17 protein-coding genes are annotated in these 21,744 nt (G+C 47.8%); 15 read left to right on the top strand and 2 right to left on the bottom strand.

What is annotated here, in order from left to right; translation table 11 throughout:
- Nucleotides 1–4 precede the first annotated feature (4 nt).
- The 7 genes from BMX05_RS03980 to BMX05_RS03950 all read left to right on the top strand — a co-directional run bounded on the left by BMX05_RS03980 (nucleotide 5) and on the right by BMX05_RS03950 (nucleotide 9,429).
- The gene (locus BMX05_RS03980; protein WP_093308680.1) at nucleotides 5–688 is read left to right on the top strand and encodes an SPOR domain-containing protein; all 684 of its coding nucleotides are present in this window, start codon (nucleotides 5–7) and stop codon (nucleotides 686–688) included.
- Nucleotides 689–860: 172 nt separating this feature from the next.
- Nucleotides 861–1,598: a glutathione peroxidase gene (locus BMX05_RS03975; protein ID WP_093308679.1), complete on the top strand. Its 738-nt coding sequence runs from the start codon at nucleotides 861–863 to the stop codon at nucleotides 1,596–1,598.
- A 147-nt stretch (nucleotides 1,599–1,745) separates the two neighbouring features.
- On the top strand, nucleotides 1,746–3,653 hold the full coding sequence (gene speA, locus BMX05_RS03970) for a biosynthetic arginine decarboxylase (protein ID WP_093308678.1): 1,908 nt from the start codon (nucleotides 1,746–1,748) through the stop codon (nucleotides 3,651–3,653).
- A 218-nt stretch (nucleotides 3,654–3,871) separates the two neighbouring features.
- Nucleotides 3,872–4,774 (top strand): hydrogen peroxide-inducible genes activator, encoded by a 903-nt coding sequence (locus BMX05_RS03965; protein ID WP_093308677.1) that lies wholly within the window; start codon nucleotides 3,872–3,874, stop codon nucleotides 4,772–4,774.
- On the top strand, nucleotides 4,762–6,900 hold the full coding sequence (gene recG, locus BMX05_RS03960) for an ATP-dependent DNA helicase RecG (protein ID WP_093308676.1): 2,139 nt from the start codon (nucleotides 4,762–4,764) through the stop codon (nucleotides 6,898–6,900). The genes BMX05_RS03965 and recG overlap by 13 nt, the downstream gene beginning before the upstream one ends.
- A 278-nt stretch (nucleotides 6,901–7,178) precedes the next feature.
- Nucleotides 7,179–8,612, top strand: coding sequence for an aminoacyl-tRNA deacylase and HDOD domain-containing protein (locus tag BMX05_RS03955; RefSeq protein ID WP_093308675.1), 1,434 nt, complete (start codon nucleotides 7,179–7,181; stop codon nucleotides 8,610–8,612).
- Between the two features lie 31 nt (nucleotides 8,613–8,643).
- Nucleotides 8,644–9,429: a glycosyltransferase family 2 protein gene (locus BMX05_RS03950; protein WP_245710429.1), complete on the top strand. Its 786-nt coding sequence runs from the start codon at nucleotides 8,644–8,646 to the stop codon at nucleotides 9,427–9,429.
- On the opposite strand, the gene BMX05_RS03945 is transcribed toward BMX05_RS03950, so the two are convergent.
- Nucleotides 9,365–10,447, bottom strand: a complete 1,083-nt coding sequence (locus BMX05_RS03945; protein WP_093308877.1) for a glycosyltransferase family 9 protein — start codon at nucleotides 10,445–10,447, stop codon at nucleotides 9,365–9,367. The two genes, BMX05_RS03950 and BMX05_RS03945, sit on opposite strands and share 65 nt — an antisense overlap.
- A gap of 272 nt (nucleotides 10,448–10,719) precedes the next feature.
- On the opposite strand from BMX05_RS03945, the gene BMX05_RS03940 reads away from it, so the two are divergent.
- The 5 genes from BMX05_RS03940 (at nucleotide 10,720) to BMX05_RS03920 (ending at nucleotide 15,819) form a co-directional block, all read left to right on the top strand.
- Entirely contained in the window at nucleotides 10,720–11,583 is an 864-nt protein-coding gene (locus BMX05_RS03940; RefSeq protein ID WP_093308674.1) for an SDR family oxidoreductase, read from the top strand.
- A gap of 87 nt (nucleotides 11,584–11,670) precedes the next feature.
- Complete coding sequence (folP, locus tag BMX05_RS03935) at nucleotides 11,671–12,558, top strand: dihydropteroate synthase (RefSeq protein ID WP_177166787.1); 888 nt, start codon at nucleotides 11,671–11,673, stop codon at nucleotides 12,556–12,558.
- Nucleotides 12,559–12,573: 15 nt separating this feature from the next.
- On the top strand, nucleotides 12,574–13,932 hold the full coding sequence (gene glmM / locus BMX05_RS03930) for a phosphoglucosamine mutase (protein ID WP_093308673.1): 1,359 nt from the start codon (nucleotides 12,574–12,576) through the stop codon (nucleotides 13,930–13,932).
- A 12-nt stretch (nucleotides 13,933–13,944) separates the two neighbouring features.
- A complete protein-coding gene (locus BMX05_RS03925) occupies nucleotides 13,945–14,280 on the top strand; it encodes a DUF1904 family protein (protein WP_093308672.1) in 336 nt (111 codons plus the stop codon).
- A gap of 39 nt (nucleotides 14,281–14,319) precedes the next feature.
- Nucleotides 14,320–15,819 carry a YifB family Mg chelatase-like AAA ATPase gene (locus BMX05_RS03920; RefSeq protein WP_093308671.1) on the top strand — a complete coding sequence of 500 codons (1,500 nt, stop codon included), beginning with the start codon at nucleotides 14,320–14,322 and terminating at the stop codon, nucleotides 15,817–15,819.
- Nucleotides 15,820–15,827: 8 nt separating this feature from the next.
- Here BMX05_RS03920 and hemW read toward each other — a convergent pair whose 3' ends face one another.
- Entirely contained in the window at nucleotides 15,828–16,979 is a 1,152-nt protein-coding gene (hemW, locus tag BMX05_RS03915; protein WP_093308670.1) for a radical SAM family heme chaperone HemW, read from the bottom strand.
- A 218-nt stretch (nucleotides 16,980–17,197) separates the two neighbouring features.
- Between hemW and BMX05_RS03910 the strand changes: the two genes are divergently transcribed.
- The 3 genes from BMX05_RS03910 to BMX05_RS03900 all read left to right on the top strand — a co-directional run bounded on the left by BMX05_RS03910 (nucleotide 17,198) and on the right by BMX05_RS03900 (nucleotide 21,529).
- A complete protein-coding gene (locus tag BMX05_RS03910) occupies nucleotides 17,198–18,826 on the top strand; it encodes a BCCT family transporter (RefSeq protein WP_093308669.1) in 1,629 nt (542 codons plus the stop codon).
- Between the two features lie 108 nt (nucleotides 18,827–18,934).
- Complete coding sequence (locus tag BMX05_RS03905; RefSeq protein WP_093308668.1) at nucleotides 18,935–20,794, top strand: DUF294 nucleotidyltransferase-like domain-containing protein; 1,860 nt, start codon at nucleotides 18,935–18,937, stop codon at nucleotides 20,792–20,794.
- A gap of 3 nt (nucleotides 20,795–20,797) precedes the next feature.
- Nucleotides 20,798–21,529, top strand: coding sequence for a 3'-5' exonuclease (locus BMX05_RS03900; RefSeq protein WP_093308667.1), 732 nt, complete (start codon nucleotides 20,798–20,800; stop codon nucleotides 21,527–21,529).
- The last annotated feature ends 215 nt before the right edge of the window (nucleotides 21,530–21,744 follow it).

The raw sequence follows: 21,744 nt of genomic DNA, 5'->3' as shown, positions 1-21,744 counted from the left end.
GCTCATGGCGCGCGATTACGCCCGACGCGCAGACCCGCATGCGGCTCCCCTCACTGCAGGGGCGCGCGGAGCACAGCGAACACAGAAAAGTACTGCGCCGGATAGCTTGTGGGATAAGCTCCCTGCTTGGGGGTGGCTGGTACTTGGCTGGGTTGCTGGCCTAATCAGCGCCAGTCTTTTGATCTCTGATACGCCACCGCCACAAACGCCTGCTGTTGCTAACGCGATACAAAATGCTGAAGTGATTGCACATCCAAATGCCAATGCAGATCCTGGGCATCCTTTGCCGAAGTTTGATTTTTATACTTTGTTGCCGGAAAGCGAGGTGATTGCACCTAAGGTCGCTGAGTACAAGTCAACGCCACGGGATGATGCCAGTTTGCCGCAATACATGCTGCAAGTGGCCTCTTTTCGTAGTCAGGCAGACGCGAAGCAGTTGGAAACGCGTTTAAAGGAAATGAAGCTGGAAGTTAAAATCTCGGATGTCACCTCCACGAATGGGGATCAATGGTATCGAGTCCAAGTTGGCCCTTATCGAGATCGACGTAAACTCAGCCGTGCACAAGATTTGTTAGCACGCGCTGGTTTAGATAGCTTGTTGTTAAAGTTAAAAGAGGAGCCGGAAGCCAAAACCGATGATGAAAAAGCATCAGCGGATAAAGATAAAGAGGCTGCGACACCTCAGTGAGACAAACCAAAGGCAGATATGAATATCTGCCTTTTTTATGTGCGCTGGTAAATTTTTTAATAGGAATAATTAATCATTATCAAAATTTAAATAAATTTTGCATTATTAAAAACATCGGCCATACTAGAAACCAAGTTCCACGAACAACCTAAACCACGAGAGGATGCCTGTTATGTTGGAAGCGCGCGAAGGTCAAGCCGTTCCTAGTGTTATCTTTAAAAGCTTACAAGGTGGCAAGCTGGTTGACATCAGCAGTGATGCTTTATTTAAAGGGCGTACTGTGATTGTATTCTCCTTGCCGGGTGCTTACACGCCAACTTGCTCTTCCTCTCATCTACCACGTTTTAACGAGTTGGCCCCCGTATTTAAAACGCATGGTGTGGATGAGATTATTTGTATGTCCGTCAATGATCCTTTTGTGATGGATGCTTGGGGCAAAGATCAGGACGCTGACAAATTAACGCTTATTGCTGATGGCAACGGCGAATTTACCCAAGGCATGGGGATGTTGGTAGATAAAAGTGATCTAGGCTTTGGTCAACGCAGCTGGCGTTATTCTATGCTGGTGCGCGATGGCATTGTGGAAAAGATGTTTATCGAACCGCAAGAACCAGGCGATCCTTTTAAAGTCTCTGATGCAGATACCATGCTGGATTACCTCAACCCAACAGCAGAAAAACCTAAATTTGCGACCTTACTCACGCGTCCTGGTTGTCCTTTCTGTGTGAAAGCCAAGCAGCTGTTGCAAGAAAAAGGGATTCCTTTTGAGGAAATCCAAGTCAGCAATAAAGGGGTCACTAGTCGTACCTTAAGAGCGATGGCCAAAAGTGGTAAAGTGCCACAGGTTTGGATTGAAGGTGAATTTATTGGTGACTCTGAAGCGCTAGCTACTTGGTGTGCTAACTGCTAATTGCTGCAGCACTCGCAGCTCTTTTATCAACCCCTGCTTGGTGATCAAAGCAGGGGTTTTTGTATGTGTTCACCAAAAAGCCATACAGAGCAAGGCAACTTATGGTAAATAGTTGGGATTATTTATTGATTGTGTGGGGATAAAATGATGACAGATTGGAGTATCGAAGACGCCTACCGTACCTATAACATTGATCAATGGGGGAATGGTTATTTTGGTGTGAATCCACAAGGGCGTGTGGTCGTGTATCCTGATTCTCAGCGTCCCCAGCTCAATTTGGATATGCAAAACTTAGCGCAGACACTACAAGAAGCCGGCTTAACCTTGCCTGTGCTGGTGCGTTTTTCGGATATTTTGCATGATAGAGTCAATCGCTTATGTGCCGCTTTTGATCGCGCGATGCATGAATTGAGATATCAAGGCCATTACACAGCGGTTTATCCGATTAAGGTGAATCAGCAACGCCGGGTGGTGGAGGAGCTGCTTAACAGTGAGGCCCATGCGCGGGCGCGTGTCGGTTTAGAAGCCGGTAGCAAGCCAGAACTTTTGGCAGTGCTCGCCCTTTCCACGCCAACCCGCTCGACTATTATTTGCAATGGCTATAAAGATCGTGAGTATATCCGTCTTGCGCTTATGGGGGAAAAGCTCGGTCATAAAGTCTTTATTGTGATCGAGAAAATGTCCGAGTTAGACCTAGTGCTTGAAGAAGCGAAAGCCCTACAAGTTGCCCCACGCTTGGGCGTGCGTGCGCGTCTTGCTTCGATTGGTAAGGGGAATTGGCAAAATACCGGGGGTGAGAAATCTAAATTTGGTCTGTCTTCAGCACAAATTCTCAGCATGGTCGCCCGTTTGCGCACAGCTAATCAACTCAATGCGCTCCAGTTATTACATTTTCACCTAGGTTCGCAAATTGCCAATATTCGTGACATTCAACGGGGACTGCGTGAATGTGGGCGTTTCTACCGCGAGCTACATGCACTAGGTGCTCAGGTGGCTTATGTCGATGTTGGTGGGGGGTTAGGCGTTGATTATGAAGGGACACGTTCGCGTAGTTTTTGCTCGATTAACTATTCCATGGATGAATACGCGAATAATGTCGTGCATGCCTTTAACGAGGTGTGTCGCCAATATACCTTACCTTATCCGCATATTATTAGTGAATCAGGACGTGCGCTCACTGCGCATCACGCGGTTTTGATTACCAATGTCACAGATATAGAAACTGCGCCAACCCATGCGCCAGAACCGACACAGGAAGTCTTACCTACGGTACTTGAGGAACTATGGCAAACCTATCAAGAGGTGGCCCAAGGCGCGGATACGCGCTTATTGGTGGAGCATTATCACGATTTGGTGCAAGGCTTTAGCGATGCGCAAGAGATGTACTTGCATGGTTTGTTCTCATTAACCCAACGCGCCCAAGCAGAACAGATTTATCTCGCGGCTTGTAGTCAACTCAGGCGTCAACTCAACCCGCGCAATCGTGCGCAGCGAGAGATTATTGATGAGTTGAACGAAAAGCTTGCTGACAAATTATTTGTGAATTTTTCTTTATTCCAATCCATGCCGGATGTTTGGGGGATCGAACAAATTTTCCCTATTTTGCCTTTATCCGGATTAGATCAACCGCCAACACGTCGTGGGGTGATTCAAGATATCACCTGTGATAGTGATGGGCGTATAGACCAATACGTGGATGGTCAGGGTTTAGAATCCACCTTGCCTTTGCCTGCATGGCCGAGTGAGCAAATGCCTTTGTTAGGCTTTTTTATGGTCGGGGCTTATCAAGAAATTCTGGGTGATTTGCATAATCTCTTTGGAGATACAGATTCAGTTGATGTCACCTTGGATGAGGCCGGACAAGCCCGTTTAGAGCATATTATCAAAGGGGATACGGTCGCGCGGGTATTGGAATATGTGAATTTTGATGCGCAAGACTTGCTCAATGCCTTTGAACGCCAGCTAGCCGCCAGCCATTTACAAGAGGAAGAAAAAAGCCAGTACTTGCGTACTTTGACAGAAGGCTTGACTGGGTATACCTATTTGGAAACCTGAAAACTTCAGGGATATTTCAAATGCCGCCTCGCTGCCTAGGGCGAGGTGGTGTAACTGAAAGTCTGCGGACGGATAAAAATTTCTGCTACACTCCTTTGATTAAGGAAAGCTATTAGTTTTTATAAAACTATTAGTTCTCATGGCAAGCCTTGCCAGTATAAAGGTTTGTTTTCGAGCGCTGATGCGGACGACAGCCCAACTTCTTCGAGGTGGCTCCTATGACATTAACGGAACTCCGCTACATTGTCACTCTTGCGCGTGAACGCCACTTTGGCCGTGCCGCACAACGTTGTTTTGTCAGTCAACCGACTCTCTCAGTTGCAGTGAAAAAGCTAGAGGATGAACTGGGTATCAATCTGTTTGAGCGCAGTAAAAGTGCCGTGCATATTACCCCTATGGGTGAGCGTATTTTGCAGCAAGCCCAACGTGTACTTGAACAGGTCGATGTGCTGAAAAACCTAGCCAAAGAGGGCCAAGATCAACTGAGTGTGCCTTTGCGTGTGGGTGCGATTTACACTATAGGTCCTTATTTATTTCCACATTTAGTGCCCCAACTACAAGATACCAGCCCACAAATGCCCTTGTATATCGAGGAAAATTTCACCTCTGTATTGAGGCAGCGCCTGCGTGCAGGGGAGCTGGATGCAGTGATTGTTGCCTTGCCTTTTACCGAATCAGATGTGGTGACCTTGCCTTTATATGATGAGCCTTTTGAAGTTCTGATGCCATGCCAGCATCCTTGGGCGCAACATCAAAAAATCCCGAAAGATTGGCTAGTGAAAGAGAAATTACTTTTATTGGGGCAAGGGCATTGCTTTCGTGATCAACTTTTAGAAGCTTGTCCTGCACTGAATGCAAATTTAAATAATCCTGAAAATACCCTAATTGCAGAAGGCGGATCGCTAGAAACCTTACGCCATATGGTGGCTTCTGGTTTAGGAATCACAGTGTTACCGCACTCTGCGGCAGGTGCAAGCTTATACGCACCTTCCGTATTATGTACGCGCCCTTTTGTCGCGCCTGCACCTATGCGGACCGTCGGTTTAGCATGGCGGGCGAGTTTTACGCGTCCCAAAGCGATTGATGCGCTTTCGCAGGCGATAGGTCAATGCAAGCTGTAAGCGACTCTCTATCCCTGGATACACCTCTGAGTGCTTGCTCAGGGGTCAACGCACGCCTTGCAGCCCAACTTAAACGCCTTGGTTTAATCTCAGTACAAGATGCTTTATTGCACTTGCCCAACCGTTATCAAGATCGTACCCAAATTACGCCGATTCAAGCGCTAATCCTTGGCCAACAAGCGGTGGTCGATGCTTATGTGGTACGTACACAAAAGATCTCTGGCCGGCGACCTTCTTTTATTGCGTATTTGCAAGATGCCAGTTCGCAGCAAGATCCGCAGACACCACCTTTGCAAGTACGCTTTTTTCATCAAGCGGCTTATTTGCAACATCATTTTAAACTCCAGCAAAGGGTGCTGTGTTTTGGTGAGGTACGTTTAGCTTACCAAGGGATCGGCTGGGAAATGGCACATCCGGATTATCAGTGCTTAGAAGCGGATGCTCCTTTAGTGGCAGATACCTATCTCACCCCGATTTATGCCAGTACTGAGGGCTTGCACCAAGGAAGATTACGGCGTTTATTGGTCACTTTGTTGCAACAAGTACCTGCGCAAGCTTGGCCTAGCATTTCCTATCTTTGGCCAGCTGAGCTAGCAAGCCCTTGTACACACACAGGGTTAAGCGTACGGGATTTAAGCACTTGGCAAGCACTTTGTATGTTGCACCAAATGCCACCTATGTACTATCAAGCAGAATTACTTGCCAACCAACAGCACCCAGCACAAATTCGTTTAGCTGTCGATGAGTTGCTAGCGCATCAAGGGGCTTTGCAAGGATTAAGACGTCGTTTACAAAGTTTAGGTGCGCCCGTATTACATGCAGATCCGCAACAAGATGCGGCTTTTTTAGCGCAACTGCATTTCCAACCGACTCGGGCGCAACAAAAAGTGGTGGCGGAAATCCGCCAAGATCTACAACAAGCACGTCCCATGTTGCGGTTATTACAAGGGGATGTGGGTTCGGGGAAAACCTTGGTAGCTGCAATGGCCGCGTTAGCGGCCGTCGCTAGCGGCTATCAAGTGGCTCTCATGGCCCCCACAGAATTGCTGGCGGAGCAACACGCAGAGAATTTTGGTCAATGGTGTACGCCTTTAAATATCCATGTTGAGTTGCTCACAGGAAAAGGCCGTAACAAAGCGCGGCAAGCCACTTTAGCTAAGCTCGCTGTTGGGGACATTCAAATTGCGATAGGAACCCATGCACTTTTTCAAGCGGATGTTGAATTTGACAACCTAGGCCTGGTGATTATTGACGAACAGCATAGATTTGGTGTGCATCAAAGGCTAGCACTCCGTAATAAGTCCCGACAGCACACAGCGCACCAATTGATTATGACCGCCACCCCCATTCCACGTACCTTGGCCATGTGTGCTTATGCAGATTTGGATGTTTCCATTATTGATGAACTGCCTCCAGGACGCCAAGGCATCCAAACAGTGACCCTTGCCGATGCGCGCAGAAAAGAAGTGATTGCCCGTGTAGCGGCGGCTTGTCAAGCGCAACGCCAAGTGTATTGGGTATGTACCCTGATTGAAGAATCTGATGTTTTAAGTGCGCAGGCTGCAGAGAAAACGTATCTAGAATTGACTGAAGCCTTAACGGATTTACGGGTTGGTTTAGTGCATGGACGTTTACAAGCTAAGCAAAAACAGGCGGTGATGCAGGCATTTAAAGCGGGGGATTTAGATGTTTTGGTGGCTACGACTGTGATTGAAGTGGGTGTTGATGTTCCTAATGCCAGTGTGATGGTGATTGAAAATCCAGAACGTTTAGGGCTAGCGCAACTGCATCAATTGCGTGGGCGTGTAGGTCGTGGTTCGCAGCAAAGCTTTTGTGTCCTTTTATATGGCACTCCCTTAAGTGACGCCAGCAAAGCGCGGCTGCAAGCGATGCGTACCTCGCAAGATGGTTTTTGGTTGGCACAAAAAGATCTGGAATTACGTGGCCCTGGTGAGGTTTTGGGAACACGGCAAACGGGGCTAGCTCATATGCGTGCTGCGGATCTGAATCAACACGCACATCTGATTCCTTGGATTCATCAAATGGCTTCCCAGTTACCACAATCCCAGCTGAATCTGGTGGTAGAAACTTGGCTACAAGAGGCGACTCACTATGGCGAGGTTTAACAGAAGTTCTTACAAAGATACAAATAGCTGTGTTTTGTAAGATAAATGCGTAAGGGTTTGACGTAAAAATCACAAATTTCCGCGGATACCTACCAGAAAAAGCTGGCTATAATGGGGAAAGAAAATAAGTGCAACCGCCTGATAGGCTATCCATGCAGCTTGAGCATCTGGTACTCTAGATGTATTCGGGAATCGATTTCTGCTCGCTTCCTGCCAGTTGTTGATCTTTAGTAAAAGGTCATGCCCGATACCATTTCATTTTTGATTAGGTGTGCTCTATGGCCAATGCCAGTGATCCGCTCGTAACTTCTTCTTGTGCAGACACGCAACAAGCGCAGCCATCGTCCCCTGAGCAGGGTGCCACCTCTGACCGGCTACAAGGGCTTGCTGCGCATCAAGTACCAAGACGTTATGCGCAGCCCCATCAATTGATGCGCTCGACTGTATTAGAAGATGAACAGGGCTTGCGTGTGCAAGCAGTTTTTCCCGCAAATACATTATTAGATTTGCAGCGTCTGCGTGAAGATGGCCCCCAGTGGCGGGCGATTAGTCCGCAGCAGCGTCAAAGTATTTTAGATAAGTATCATCTGCAATCCTTGCCGGCTTTGCCTGAGTTGCTGGAGATGCCTTTATGGATTGATGAGCGTGTACTTAAGGCAGATAAAATTTTTATTGAATCCGGTGATCCGCGTCAGCTGCTGGAATTTAGCCCCAGCGAATATGCGCATCTTTTGGAAACGAGTCCACAAATCGAACATGCCATTTTTGCAGTACCTTTGGCAGAAACGCGCCCAAATTTAAACGCACCGCATAATGATGAAGAAGAAATCCGCCAAGCGATTGAAACCATTACCTCAAGACGCATCCGTGCGCGTTTAGAAGAGAGTATCGAAATTGCGCCTTTACCTGTGAGTGCGCAAAGTATTCTAGAGCTACATACCCAAGAAGAAGCCAGTAACGCTGAATTAGCTAGTGTGATTGAGTCTGACCCAAGTTTAGCCTCACAAGTGATTAGCTGGGCAAACTCGCCCTATTATGGCGTTCCCGGCTCGATTCGCTCCATCCATGATGCTGTGATTCGTGTGCTTGGTTATGATTTGACCATGAATCTTGCCTTAGGCTTAGCTATGGGTCGACATTTACAAATGCCCAGTGATGGCGTTCATGGTTACCAAAGTTATTGGCGTGATGCGGTGCGTCGTGCCTTATTGGTCGAAACCCTGGTGAAAAAAATTCAGCCTGTACATCGCCCTTATACAGGTTTGAGTTATTTGGCGGGTTTATTGCATAACTTTGGTTATTTAGTCTTGGCAGAAGTTTTTCCACCTTATTTCTCTTTATATTGCCGCTATCAAGAAGCCAATCCGCATGTGCCTCCTATGTATTTGGAGCGCTTTTTGTTTGGAATTACCCGTGAGCAAATCGCGAGCCATTTATTCCAAGCTTGGGGGTTACCGGAGGAAGTTTGTATTGCGGTACGCCAGCAATACAACCCTGCCTATGTGGGTAAACATCATAAATATGCCAACCTCTTATACTTGGCACATCAATTACTGCATCCTTATATGGAGCACCAATTTGAGCGTTTACCTTTGGCCTTGTATGAGCGTTTGCATCTCCAAGCTGTCGAGGCGAAGGAAGTGCTTGCCCACCTACAGAATTTGGAAGGGGAACTCGATACCCTAGTGCATATGTTGGAAAAACATCATTAATGGCTGCAAAGCCCCCAATAAGGGGCGTTTTATGGATTCCCTGATGCAAGTGCGTTTAAGTGTCGTCCTGATTATTAAAAACGAAGCCCAGCATCTCAACGCCTGTTTATCAAGCGTTGCTTGGGCAGATGAGATTATTATTCTCGATAGTGGGAGCACGGATGCTAGTTTAGAGATTGCCGCTCAATTTACCGATAAAATTTATGTGGATACGCATTGGCAAGGCTTTGGTGTACAGCGACAAAAAGCGCAAGCTTATGCACAGGGTGCTTGGGTGCTCATGCTAGATGCTGACGAGCGCATCACACCAGAACTAGCGCAGGAGATCCAACAGATCATCCAACAACCGGCACAAAAAATTTATCAATTAAAACGCCTGAGCTGGTGTTTTGGGCGTTTTATTCGCCATTCAGGTTGGTATCCGGATCAGGTGGCACGTTTATATCCGCGTCAATCCGCAGGTTATAATGCGGCCTTGGTGCATGAGAAATTAGAGAACCCCCAGCAATTACCGGTAGCAACGTTAAACGGTGATTTGTTGCACTTTACTTATCAAGATATACGCCATTATTTGGAAAAGTCCGCGCATTATGCACAAGCATGGGCACAGCAAAGACATCAGCAAGGCAAAAGCGCTTCTTTAAGCCAAGGCATCCTACATGGGCTGGCTTGTTTTATGCGCATGTACCTTGTGAAAGCAGGTTTTTTAGATGGTCGCCAAGGCTTACTGTTAGCCCTATTATCGGCGCATTCTACTTTTGTGAAGTATGCCAGTCTTTGGGCATTGCAGCAGCCAAAGCTTCCCAATAACGGGTAATCTCTAAAGCAGCATCTTGCGGACGAATACGGTGCATATCACTGGTATCACCACCTTCTGGTGGTGATATTGCCCAAGTGCGTCTTTCACTATTACAGGTTTGCCAACGGAGACTCGTGGCTGATTTGTGTCCTGGATAAAAACCGACGGTTGGCACATCCAAAGCACCAGCGATATGCAAAAGGCCTGTCGAGCCAGAAATAAACAAGTCTGCCGCACTTAAACTCAGGGCGAAGCTGGAAAGCCCATGTTTGGAAGGGTAAACACTCGCTTCTATATCACGTTCTAATAATTGATCTTGTAACCATAAAGCTTGCGCCTCTTCATCTGGGCCTGCGGTCAAAATCCACCAAGGTTGGCCTTGCAAACGTTGGCTGAGTGCTGTGGCGAGCTCTAAATATTGATAGGCATCCAAATTAACCGCAGAGCCACCAGATCCAGTATGTAAGAAAAACCAAGGACGGGCTTTAGGCAGGGCATATTGGCGTTGTAGCCAATCTTTTTGTTGGGTTCTTTGTTCGCGGCTTAAAGGCCAAAAAGGCGGATTCACAGGTAAGACTAACTCACCCATGGCTTCTAACATAAAATGCGCAAGCTCAAGGTTGTAACGCCATTCGGGCTTTTCTGAACGTGAGCGTCTTTGTTTAAGCGTATGGGTATACCATAGCTGTGCGAGTTTAGTTGCAGGGGCCACCCGCAAAGGAACTTTGGCACGCGCGAGCAAACGTCCTGTACGCCAAGTAGAAAACAAGGTTAATGCGGCATCATAACCTTGAGATTTTAAGTTTGCGATTAAAGCTTTTTGCTGTTTTTTATGTGCTTTAGGTCCGGGGTCGAGAATACTCTGATCCACCCAAGGACAAGCTTGTGCTAGCGGATGTGTGTAGGTCGGAACAAGGACATGGATTTCTGCTTCAGGCAATTGGTGGCGCAATAACTTTAATGCAGGCCAAGCAAGCATAAAATCGCCTATTTTATCATTACGTACCACGAGAATTTTTTGCTTGGCCGTTGGCATCACACTTGCCCCCATTTCATCGCTCAAGCGTCCAATATATCAAACACTTAGCTAAGCGCAAAGGCTTGTGTGAGTCTTCATTTTAGCAAAGTCGCGTAAAATCGAATCAGGATGAAAGGCTAATCAACTTGAAAGAAGCTGGTATTGTGACTTTGATATTCGCTAGGAACTTGAATTGGATCAAGCACAATACTTGTTCGCATTCGTCATGAGAAACTCTGTCCACTTGGGCGGGGGGTTGTCACTATCAATCCTTACTCAGGGTAATCAAGATGCCTTCACCTTCTTTACTAATCGCTGGTTGCGGGGATTTAGGTACCGCTATTGCGCAACAACTTCAGCAACACGCTTGGACTTTATACGGTATCCGCCGTCATCCAGAATCCTTACCCGCGCCTATCCAAGGCATTGCTTGGGATATGGCACAAGAAGCGCAAGCGCCCCAGCCCTTGCCTCAAGTGGATTATGTGCTGATCAGTGTGGCCGCGGATACCTATACACCAGAAGCTTATCAGGCGGCTTATGTTGCCAGTGTGCGTCATTTATTGGCGAATTTAAGGGTCGCTCCTAAAGCCATTTTTATGATTTCCAGTACCAGTGTGTATGGACAGACACAAGGTGAATGGATTGATGAAACGAGCCCGACCGAGCCAACAGGTTTTGCCGGTGAAACCCTACTAGCAGGTGAGGCGCTTGTGCAGGCTTATCCAAGCCAAAGTGTTGTGCTGCGTTGTTCAGGGATTTATGGCGCTGGACGCCAACGTTTGTTGCGTGAAGTTGCTGCGGGTAAAAGTGCCCCTGCACATCCGGTGCAATATTCTAACCGTATCCATCGTGATGATTGCGTGGGTGCTTGTGTCCATTTATTGCAGCAAGTACAGCAAAATCTCCCGCTACAACCTGTGTACTTGCTCACAGATCAAGATCCAGCCCCTTTATATGAAGTCATGCAATGGATCGCAACACAATTAGCCGTGCCAACGTCCACCCAAGTGCAAGCCCCTTTACGACGCAATGCCAGTAAGCGTTGTCGCAACCAAGCATTAACCGCCAGTGGTTACCAGCTGATCTATCCGAGTTATCGCGAAGGTTATGCGCCTATGATTGCCGCATGGAAGGCGCAAAAGATACACTAAATCACCGCTAGCTTGGGTTTTTGTGGTGGTTTCCGTTAAGCTAGGCAAACTTATTTCTGTTCGATGATCGAAGGAGTGGCCAAAGCCATGCTGGCCGAATGTCTGCCGAATCTTAGTGCGCATTTTGCGCAAGCGCCTGTCTTAACGGGTGCAGGAAAAAGCCTTGTGCTAGACCGTCCACGGGTCATGGGGATTTTAAATGTCACCCCAGATTCGTTTTCCGATGGGGGCTGTTATCAGCACCAAGACCAAGCACTACGACATGCACAAGCCATGTTAGCAGCGGGCGCAGACCTCATCGATGTTGGGGGAGAATCAACGCGCCCAGGGGCTGCCCCTGTGAGTACGCAAGAAGAAGTTGATCGGGTGGTACCGATTGTAGAAGCCTTAGTGCAAAAATTAGATGCGAAAGTATCTGTCGATACGAGTACGCCGGAAGTGATACAAGCATCCGCACAAGCGGGTGCTTTTTTAATTAATGACGTGCGTGCCTTGCAACGCCCCGGCGCCTTAGAAGCTGCAGCAGCAACCGGCCTCCCCGTTTGTTTAATGCATATGCAAGGTGAGCCACAAACCATGCAGGCTGCACCCCAATATCAAAATATCGTGCAAGAGGTGAGTGCCTTTTTACAAGCACGTGTCCAAGCGGCACAGGCTGCAGGGATCCCAGCGCACCAGCTGATACTTGATCCCGGGTTTGGTTTTGGCAAAACCTGCCAACATAATCTCTATCTATTACGGCAAATGACGCAATTACACGCCTTAGGTTATCCCTTGTTGGTGGGCATGTCGCGCAAAAGTATGATCGGCCAAGTTTTGGACCGTCCAGTTGAACAGCGCCTAGCAGGGAGTTTAAGCCTTGCTTTAATCGCTGGGTTACAAGGCAGCCATATTCTGCGTGTGCATGATGTGGCTGCTACGGTCGATGTACTCAAGATGGCCTGGGCCACATTAGCAGCCTCAACTGATAAATAAGCTAGGATGAAGAAGATGGGACGGCGTTATTTTGGTACTGATGGTATTCGTGGACGTGTAGGAGAATTTCCTATTACCCCAGAGTTTGTCCTCAAACTTGGCTGGGCAGCGGGGCGAGTTTTGGCACGTCATCAACAAGCAGCCAAATCGAGTAAACCCCGTATTTTGATAGGTAAAGATACGCGGATTTCTGGCTATATGTTTGAGTCTGCATTAGAAGCCGGCTTATCTGCCGCTGGTGTCGATATCTATTTACTAGGGCCCATGCCAACCCCAGCGATTGCGTATTTGACACGTACTTTTCATGCCGCTGCAGGAATCGTGATTAGTGCCTCCCATAATCCTTTTGCAGATAACGGCATTAAATTTTTCAATGCTGATGGCAGCAAGTTACCGGACGCGTGGGAAGATGAAATCGAAGCTGAACTTGAGCAACCCATGCAAACCGTAGCGCCGGAAGCCCTTGGTAAAGCAGTGCGTGTGAATGATGCTGCAGGGCGCTATATCGAATATTGCAAAAGTACCTTGCCTTACGGTACTAGCCTTGCCGGTTTGCATCTAGTGGTCGATTGTGCTCATGGTGCCACCTATCATATTGCACCTGCAGTCCTTAAGGAGCTTGGCGCGCAAGTCACTGTGATGGCCGCCCAGCCGGATGGCTTTAATATTAATGCCCAGGTTGGCTCCACGCACCCACAAGCTTTGCAAGCTCGGGTGCAAGCAGAAAGTGCAGATTTAGGCATTGCTTTTGATGGCGATGGTGACCGTGTGGTGATGGTGGATGCCCAAGGACGCTTACTGGATGGGGATGACCTCTTATATATTCTGGCGACCTATATGCAGCAAGAAAATAACTTGCAAGGGGGCGTGGTTGGTACTTTGATGAGTAATTTAGGACTAGAATTGGCGTTGCAAGCCCAAGGGATTGACTTTATCCGTGCACCTGTCGGGGATCGTTATGTGATGGCGGAATTGGTTGCACAGCAATGGCGTTTAGGAGGGGAAAGTTCTGGGCACCTTGTCTGTCGCCATGTACAAACGACAGGGGATGGCATTGTGGCGGCTTTACAAGTCTTGGCGGCTTTGCTGGCGGCGCAAACACAAGATATTAGCCAACTACTCCAGCCGATGCGCAAGCTGCCGCAAGTCTTAATTAATGTCAAAGCGCACGCACAGATTTTGCAAGATGCACAAGTTCAAGCACAAGTTGCGCAAGTGGAAGCAGAACTTGGCCACCAAGGGCGCGTGCTTTTGCGTGCCTCAGGTACTGAGCCTGTAATTCGGGTAATGGTTGAAGGGCAAAAGGCGCAGCAAGTGCAAGCGCTGGCAGAGCAAATTGCTGAGACACTGACGCATCAAAGTCAAAGATCATAAGAGGATAAAAAGATGCCGCAATTAAGCTTTCATGGGGTGCGTTTTGAAGATGTACAGGCAATCAGTAGTGCTCTTGTGGCCACTTTAGCTGACGCTATGGATACTACAGAAGATAACTTTATCTTGGAGGTGAATCCGAGTGTGCAGGTGCAAGCAGGCGAACTCGTCACACCTTACCCTTTTGTTGAGGTCCGTTGGTTTGCACGCGGACAAGCCATCCAAGATGCGAGTGCTCAGGTGATTACCCACGCCTTGCAACAACAGGGTTATGCAGAAGTTGAGGTCTTTTTTCTACCACTGAGTGAAGCGGCCTATTATTATCAAGGCAAGCATTTTGCAAATACTTAATTGAGCACAACCTCATCAACAACTGAGGGAGGGTCAAGGATGACACTGGCGGTGGTTCATACGCGTGCAAGTTTAGGAATTCAAGCGCCTTTGGTGCGTGTAGAAGTTCATCTTTCCAAAGGGTTACCCGGTTTAACTCTGGTGGGAATGCCTGCAGTTGCGGTGCGAGAAAGTAAAGACAGGGTGCGCAGCGCCCTGATTAATGCGGGTTTTGAGTTTCCCCTCTACCGGATCACAGTCAATTTGTCCCCCGCCGATCTGCCTAAAGAAGGGGGGCGTTATGATCTCCCTATCGCGCTAGGTATTTTAGCCGCTTCTGAACAAATTCCGGCCACTGCATTCGATCGGCATGAAATTCTCGGCGAGTTAGCCCTCACCGGAGAAATTCGCCCTGTTTTAGGAATTTTGCCTGCAGCCCTGGCCTGTCAACAAGCCCAAAAAACCCTGTGTTTGCCTGTGGATAACTTTGCAGAAGCGCATTTAAGCACCTGCGAACTGGCACCAGCACAACATCTGAGCCAATTAGCGGCGTATTTTTCTGGGCAAGCTTTACCACCTGCGCCGCCAGCACCTCAACCAGAGACACTAGCTTATCCAGATTTACAGGATGTGTACGGGCAACATCAAGCCAGACGCGCCCTTGAAGTTGCGGCAGCCGGTCAGCACAACTTGTTATTGTGTGGACCACCAGGGACAGGGAAAACCTTACTTGCCGCGCGCTTACCCGGATTGTTGCCACCGTTAACCCAAGCGCAAGCTTTAGAAGTGGCAGCTTTAGCGTCGATTAGTGGGCGCTTTGATGCGCAGACTTGGCAACAACGACCTTTCCGCGCACCGCATCACACCAGTTCTGCAGCGGCGCTTGCAGGTGGTGGCTCTAATCCAAGGCCGGGGGAAATTTCTCTGGCGCATCAGGGTGTCTTATTTTTAGACGAGTTGGCGGAGTTTGATCGTAAAACACTAGAAGTTTTACGAGAGCCCTTAGAATCTGGGGTGATGCATATTGCACGCGCGGCGCGCCAAGTGTCCTATCCAGCCAATTTTTTACTGGTGGCTGCGATGAATCCTTGTCCCTGCGGTTACTTGGGGCATCCACAAAAGCGCTGCCGTTGTAGTCCGCGACAAATCCGCCAATATCATAGTCGCCTATCGGCACCTTTATTAGATCGAATTGATTTACATATTGAGGTGCCTGCGTTACCTGCACAAGCCTTAAGACCACAAGCACAGCCCCCAGAAAGCAGTGCACAAGTGAGTGCACGTGTGCAGGCCGCCTATCAACGCCAATTAAGGCGTCAGGGATGTGCAAATGCGGCCCTTGGCATCCAAGCATTATCCACGCATGCCCCTCTAACACCAGCTTTAATGGATCTGTTAGAAAGTGCGATGCAGCGTTTGGGGCTATCTGCGCGGGCTTATCATCGATTAATTAAACTGGCCCGCACCTTAGCGGATTTAGAAGCGAGTGACACCATCGAACGCAAACATTTATTAGAAGCTTTGGGATACCGTCAACTAGATAAGTATTTTTCTGCTTAATCAATTGATTATAAAAAATGCTCTAGCACTTGGTTCAGGTACCTTAATCCTAAAGGTGTGGTTGCCAATATCTCAGGATCGGTACGCATCAATCCTTGGCCTGCTAACTGATCAAGCACAGGCTGTATTTGGCTCAGTGGGATGCCGGTACGCTGGGCAAAATACTGACTAGGCACTCCTTGGGTTAAACGTAAGGCATTCATCAAGAACTCAAAAGGCCGTTCTTCTGTCGTAATGCTTTGTTCGCCGGCACAAAAACGCCCATCTGCTTGATGCTGCAAATACGCTTGCGGTTGGCGCGTTTTCCAGCGGCGCACGATATGTCCATCCGGATAAGTACACTTACTATGTGCGCCAGCACCTATCCCTAAATAGTCGCCAAATTGCCAATAATTCAGATTATGACGTGCTTCTTGTCCTGGATAGGCAAAGGCAGATACCTCATATTGATGCAAGCCGCATTCTTGCAATAAGGCTTGTCCCGCCTCTTGAATATCCGCCAAGGTATCTTCATCCGGTAAGCGTGGCGGCTGATGATAAAAATGGGTGTTAGGTTCTAGTGTCAACTGATACCAAGAAATATGGCGAATCCCAAAAGATAAAGGAATGCGTAAATCCGCTAAGGCTTGTTGTGGCGTTTGTTGGGGTAGCCCATGCATTAAATCGACGTTAATACGATCAAAACCCGCTTTTTGTGCTTGTTCAATGGCGGCTAATGCTTGGGCTCTATCATGTACACGCCCCAAAATGTGTAGGTGCTCGGGGGCAAAGCTTTGTACACCTAAGGATAAGCGATTGATGCCTAACTGGCGGTAAGCGGCAAAGCGGGCATATTCAAAGCTACTTGGATTAGCCTCTAAGGTGATTTCACATTCTGGGCTCAGTTTGAGCACTGCTTGTAAGCGGGTGAATAATGCTTGATAGAAGTGGGCAGATAAAAGACTTGGGGTGCCGCCACCGATAAAAATTGAGGTCAGAGGCCGTCCTTGGATTTGGGGTAAATCTTGCTGGAGATCAGCAAGCAAAGCATCTAAATAAGCGAGTTCGGGGGCATCTCCAGTCAACTGGTGCGAGTTAAAATCACAGTAAGGACATTTACGTACACACCAAGGCACATGCACATATAGGGATAAAGGCGGTAACTTGAGCAAAGGATACATCTCTTTTATGCAAATGAGCGGCTTGAATCAAGCAAATGAGGGGATTTTATCCCAATCAATGACTAGGTTGATGGTGTAGACACACCTCGGGGAAGCTAGCAAAAAGAGCCCTTATTGTACTTGATAAGCAGAGAATTGCTAGACTTTAAAGTCTTTTGCCATCGTGAAGATGGCCTAAGAGCAGCATCTCTTTGATTGATTACAGAGGGCATTTGCAGATGGCAGATACCAAAGATCCTATGATTCCTGAGGGTGAGGTTAACCCTATAGATACAGACTATCAAGTCGGCCAAGACAATATTATTGTTAAGGTCGGTCCTTTTGGTTTGGATATTCACAACCGCGTGTTTGCAATTTCTGGGCTGGCGGTGATTGTCTTTGTGGCCTTGACTTTGGTCTTCCATGCGCAAGCAGAACCTTTATTTCAAGGTTTACGTGCTTGGTTAACCTCTAACCTTGATTGGTTTTTCTTAAGTTCAGGTAATATTTTTGTCTTAGTGTGCTTAGGTCTTGCTTTTTCACCTTTAGGCCGTGTGCGTTTGGGTGGTACGGAAGCGACTCCAGACTATACCTATGCGGGCTGGTTCTCGATGCTTTTTGCGGCCGGCATGGGTATAGGCTTGATGTTTTTTGGTGTCTCTGAGCCTTTATCTCACTATACCAGTGCGATGGGCGGTATCAGTGTTGAAGAAGGTGTGCGCACCGACTGGGCACCTTTAGGGGCTGCCGCAGGGGATAGTGCAGAGGCAATGCGTTTAGGGATGGCAGCCACCATTTATCACTGGGGGTTACACCCTTGGGCGATTTATGCCATTTTGGCGCTGGGTTTGGCCTTGTTTTCCTTTAACAAGGGTTTGCCTTTGACTATGCGTTCGGTATTTTATCCTTTACTGGGGGAGCGCGTCTGGGGCTGGCCTGGGCATGTGATTGATATTTTAGCTGTGTTAGCTACCTTATTTGGTCTAGCAAGTTCCTTGGGGATAGGTGCCTCACAAGCTGCTTCTGGGTTGAACTATTTGTTTGGCGTCCCTTTAGGAGATACCACACAAATTATCTTGGTGATTGGCATCACTGGGCTCGCACTAGCATCTGTTGTGGCAGGTTTGGATGCAGGGGTGAAGCGTCTTTCTGAAATTAATATGGCCTTGGCCGTGTTGCTGATGCTGTTTGTGATTCTTGTTGGCCCAACAATTGCCTTATTAACAGGATTTTTTAGCAACCTCGGGGCTTACCTAGAATACTTACCCCAGCTAGCCAACCCGATCGGGCGTGAAGATGAGAACTTCTCCCAAGGTTGGACCGCCTTCTACTGGGCATGGTGGATTTCTTGGTCGCCTTTCGTTGGTATGTTTATCGCGCGTGTCTCTCGTGGGCGTACTGTACGTGAGTTTATGATCTCTGTGCTCTTAGTACCTTCACTCGCGTGTGTGTTATGGATGAGTGTTTTTGGTGGGACGGCTATCAGTCAGGTGGTTGACTATGGTCACCAAGCCATTGCAGAGGCAGATTTGCCACTCAAACTCTTTGCCATGTTAGATACCCTGCCTTTAGCGCAAATCACTTCCTTTATTGCCATTATTTTGGTAGTGGTGTTTTTTGTCACCTCCTCAGATTCTGGTTCCTTAGTGATCGATGTTATTTCTGCCGGTGGTAAGGTCGATGCACCAACAGCGCAACGTGTATTCTGGTGTACTTTCGAAGGCTTAGTGGCTATTTCCTTGATTTTGGGCGGCGGCCTTGTCGCGTTACAAGCGATGGCAGTTTCTACAGGCTTGCCCTTTACACTGGTACTTTTGGTGGCCTGTGTATCTGTGATTAAAGGATTGGCAAGTGAGCCAAGAAGTTAATCATTTCTAGATGGTCATCTGACAAGGCGTTCTCTTAAAGAGAGCGCCTTTTTTGTTTCTAGAAAGAAACTGCTAGGCTTATAGCATTTGAGAAAGGAAATCAGCTCTATGCAAGCCGAACAGTTAGAAATTCTTGATTTTCTGCGCCGTTATCCGCCCTTTAACCAATTGCCTGAGTCTGTTTTAGAGTGGACTTCGACCCAAGTGGAAGTCAGCTATTTTAAAGCCGGCGCGCAAATTTTAACCTTTGGGCAGGAAGTTGATGCCTGGTATGTGATTCGCAGTGGGGCGGTAGAAGTCTACCGACGCAATGGGGATTTATATAACCGCTTAAGTGAAGGTGGTTTTTTTGGTGAATTTGGTTTGCTGCGTCATCGGCGGGTACGTTTTCCTACCGTGGCCTTGGAAGATACCCTGGTCTATTTGATTCCTGAACCTGTATTTACCGAGTTGTTTGATCAGCATGAATTGTTTGCGGATTTTGTCGAAGTCGAGGATCGTACCCGTTTGCGTCAAGCTGTGGCTCGCCGCGAGGATGCAAATGAGTTGATGACAGCCCAAGTGGGCCAGCTGATTCCACGTGCACCTATCAGCCTAGATCCGCAAGCCAGTGTACGCCAAGCGGCACATTTAATGACTCAAGAAGGCATCTCTTCCCTGTTAGTGTTTTCTGCCGAGCAACCCGAGTTAGGCTTAGTCACTGATAGAGATATTCGCAGTCGTGTTGTTGCTCCTGGATTGAGCTTTGATTTGCCGGTCGGGGACATTATGACCACGGATTTAATCTGTGTTGAAGCCAACCAAATGCTTTTTGAAGCCATGCTCTTAATGTTGCGTCACAATGTGCATCATTTACCCATCTTAAAGCATCAAAAGCCCATCGGCGTGGTGGCGCTTTCGGATGTGATCCGTTATGAATCACAAAACAGCTTGTTTGTGGTTTCCAGTATTTTCCGCGCTCAAAGCATTGAAGAATTACAAGCGTTACGCCCTGAAGTGCAAGCGTGTTTTACACGGATGGTCAATGAAGATGCCAACTCTCATATGATAGGCAAAGCGATGGCCGTGATTGGGCGCAGCTTTAAACAACGCCTCTTGGAGCTAGCCGAGCATAAACTAGGGCCGCCACCTGTGCCTTATTGTTTCTTGGCTTTAGGCTCGATGGCGCGTGATGAGCAATTGATTGTCACCGACCAAGATAACGCCTTGATTTTAGATAACCGTTTTGATCCTCAAGTGCATGATGCTTATTTTGCTGAGCTTGCCGCTTTTGTGAGTGATGGTCTGGCCGCTTGTGGTTATACCTATTGTACCGGCAAAATTATGGCCACCAATCCACAATGGCGACAACCAAGGCGGGTTTGGGAAAACTATTTTGCCCAATGGATTGATCAGCCGACGCCACAATTTTTATTAAATAGCGCGATTTTTTTTGATTTAGAAGGTGTTTGGGGACAAGAGCATTGGGCACAGGAGTTACAAGCTTTCATCCTCCGACGTACACGCAAAAGCCCGCGCTTTCTTGCCTGTATGGTCCGTAATGCCTTACAACGCACGCCGCCGCTGGGTTTTTTCAAAGATTTTGTGATGGAAACCGATGGTCGCCATACCAATTCCATTAATATGAAGCGCAGAGGCACGGCTCCAGTTGCCGATTTAATTCGAGTCCACGCCTTGGCGATCGGTAGCTCAGCGTTAAATTCGTTTGAACGTTTGCAAGAAATTATCGAAGCGAGCATCCTTCCGAAAGGGCGAGGTCAAGATTTACGCGATGCTTTGGAGTTTATTGCTATGGTGCGTATTCGCCATCAAGCGTTAGATTTAGCTGCAGGGCGAGAACCGGATAATAATATCGAGCCAGAAAACTTGTCTGATTTTGAGCGTAAACACTTAAAAGATGCTTTCCAGATTTTAAGCCATGCGCAAAAGTATCTGAAATATCGTTATCAACCAAACCGTATTGGCTAACTTATGTTTTATTTAAGTCAGGATGAATTACAAGATCAGCAAATCCCTGATTGGCCGCATTATTTTGCTACCTTAGCACGACAAGCACGGCATCCGAGCCTGCGTGCTTTTTATCAGCAAGGGGTGGTGGCTGCGCAAACGCCTTTAGCAGAAGTGCCTTTAATGGCAATGGATTTCGAAACAACTAGCTTGGATGCGCGTACCGGCGGGATCTTAAGCATAGGGTTAGTGCCCATGCGTTTGCAGCGGATTTATTGCCATCAAGCGCGCCATTGGTTACTCAAACCACGCGCACCCTTGCCGGAATCCTCAATTGTAATCCACAAAATTACGCATTCAGAAGTAGCCAAAGCACCAGATTTACAAGATATTCTAGATGTGGTGCTCGCACAGATGGCCGGCCATATTATGGTGGTGCATCATCAAGGGATTGAACGCCCCTTTTTGCAAGCCGCGTGTAAAGCACGTATTGGTGAGGGGATTGAGTTTCCTGTGATTGATACGATGCAACTTGAAGCACGTATTCATCGACGTAAACGGATGCGTTGGATTGATGCCTTGCTAGGACGTAAGCCGGTTTCTATCCGGCTTGCGGATGCACGTCAGCGCTACAATTTACCCTTTTACACGGCACACCATGCCTTAACCGATGCGCTGGCCACTGCGGAATTGCTGCAAGCACAAGTGGCCCATCGTTTTAGTGCGGATGTGCCTGTAGGGGATTTGTGGAGTTAATGCTGTCATTGCGATTGATCCATTAGCTTGGCAAACCCCGTTCTTTTAGCAGAATAGCCCGAAAACCCTCGCCCAATGCGGGCGGGGATGAAAGGGCTAATCAGGCGTAGCCTGATTTTGTACAAAATCCTTGTGATGTTATCATCAAAAGATTCCAGTAGAGAGCGCTTACATGTTAAAAGCCACGAAAATCAGAATTTACCCAACCCCAGAAC

The organism is Allopseudospirillum japonicum (assembly GCF_900108915.1).
GTDB lineage: Bacteria > Pseudomonadota > Gammaproteobacteria > Pseudomonadales > Halomonadaceae > Pseudospirillum > Pseudospirillum japonicum.
Note: the sequence above shows the minus strand (reverse complement) of the source record. Positions and strands in the feature narration are given on the sequence as shown.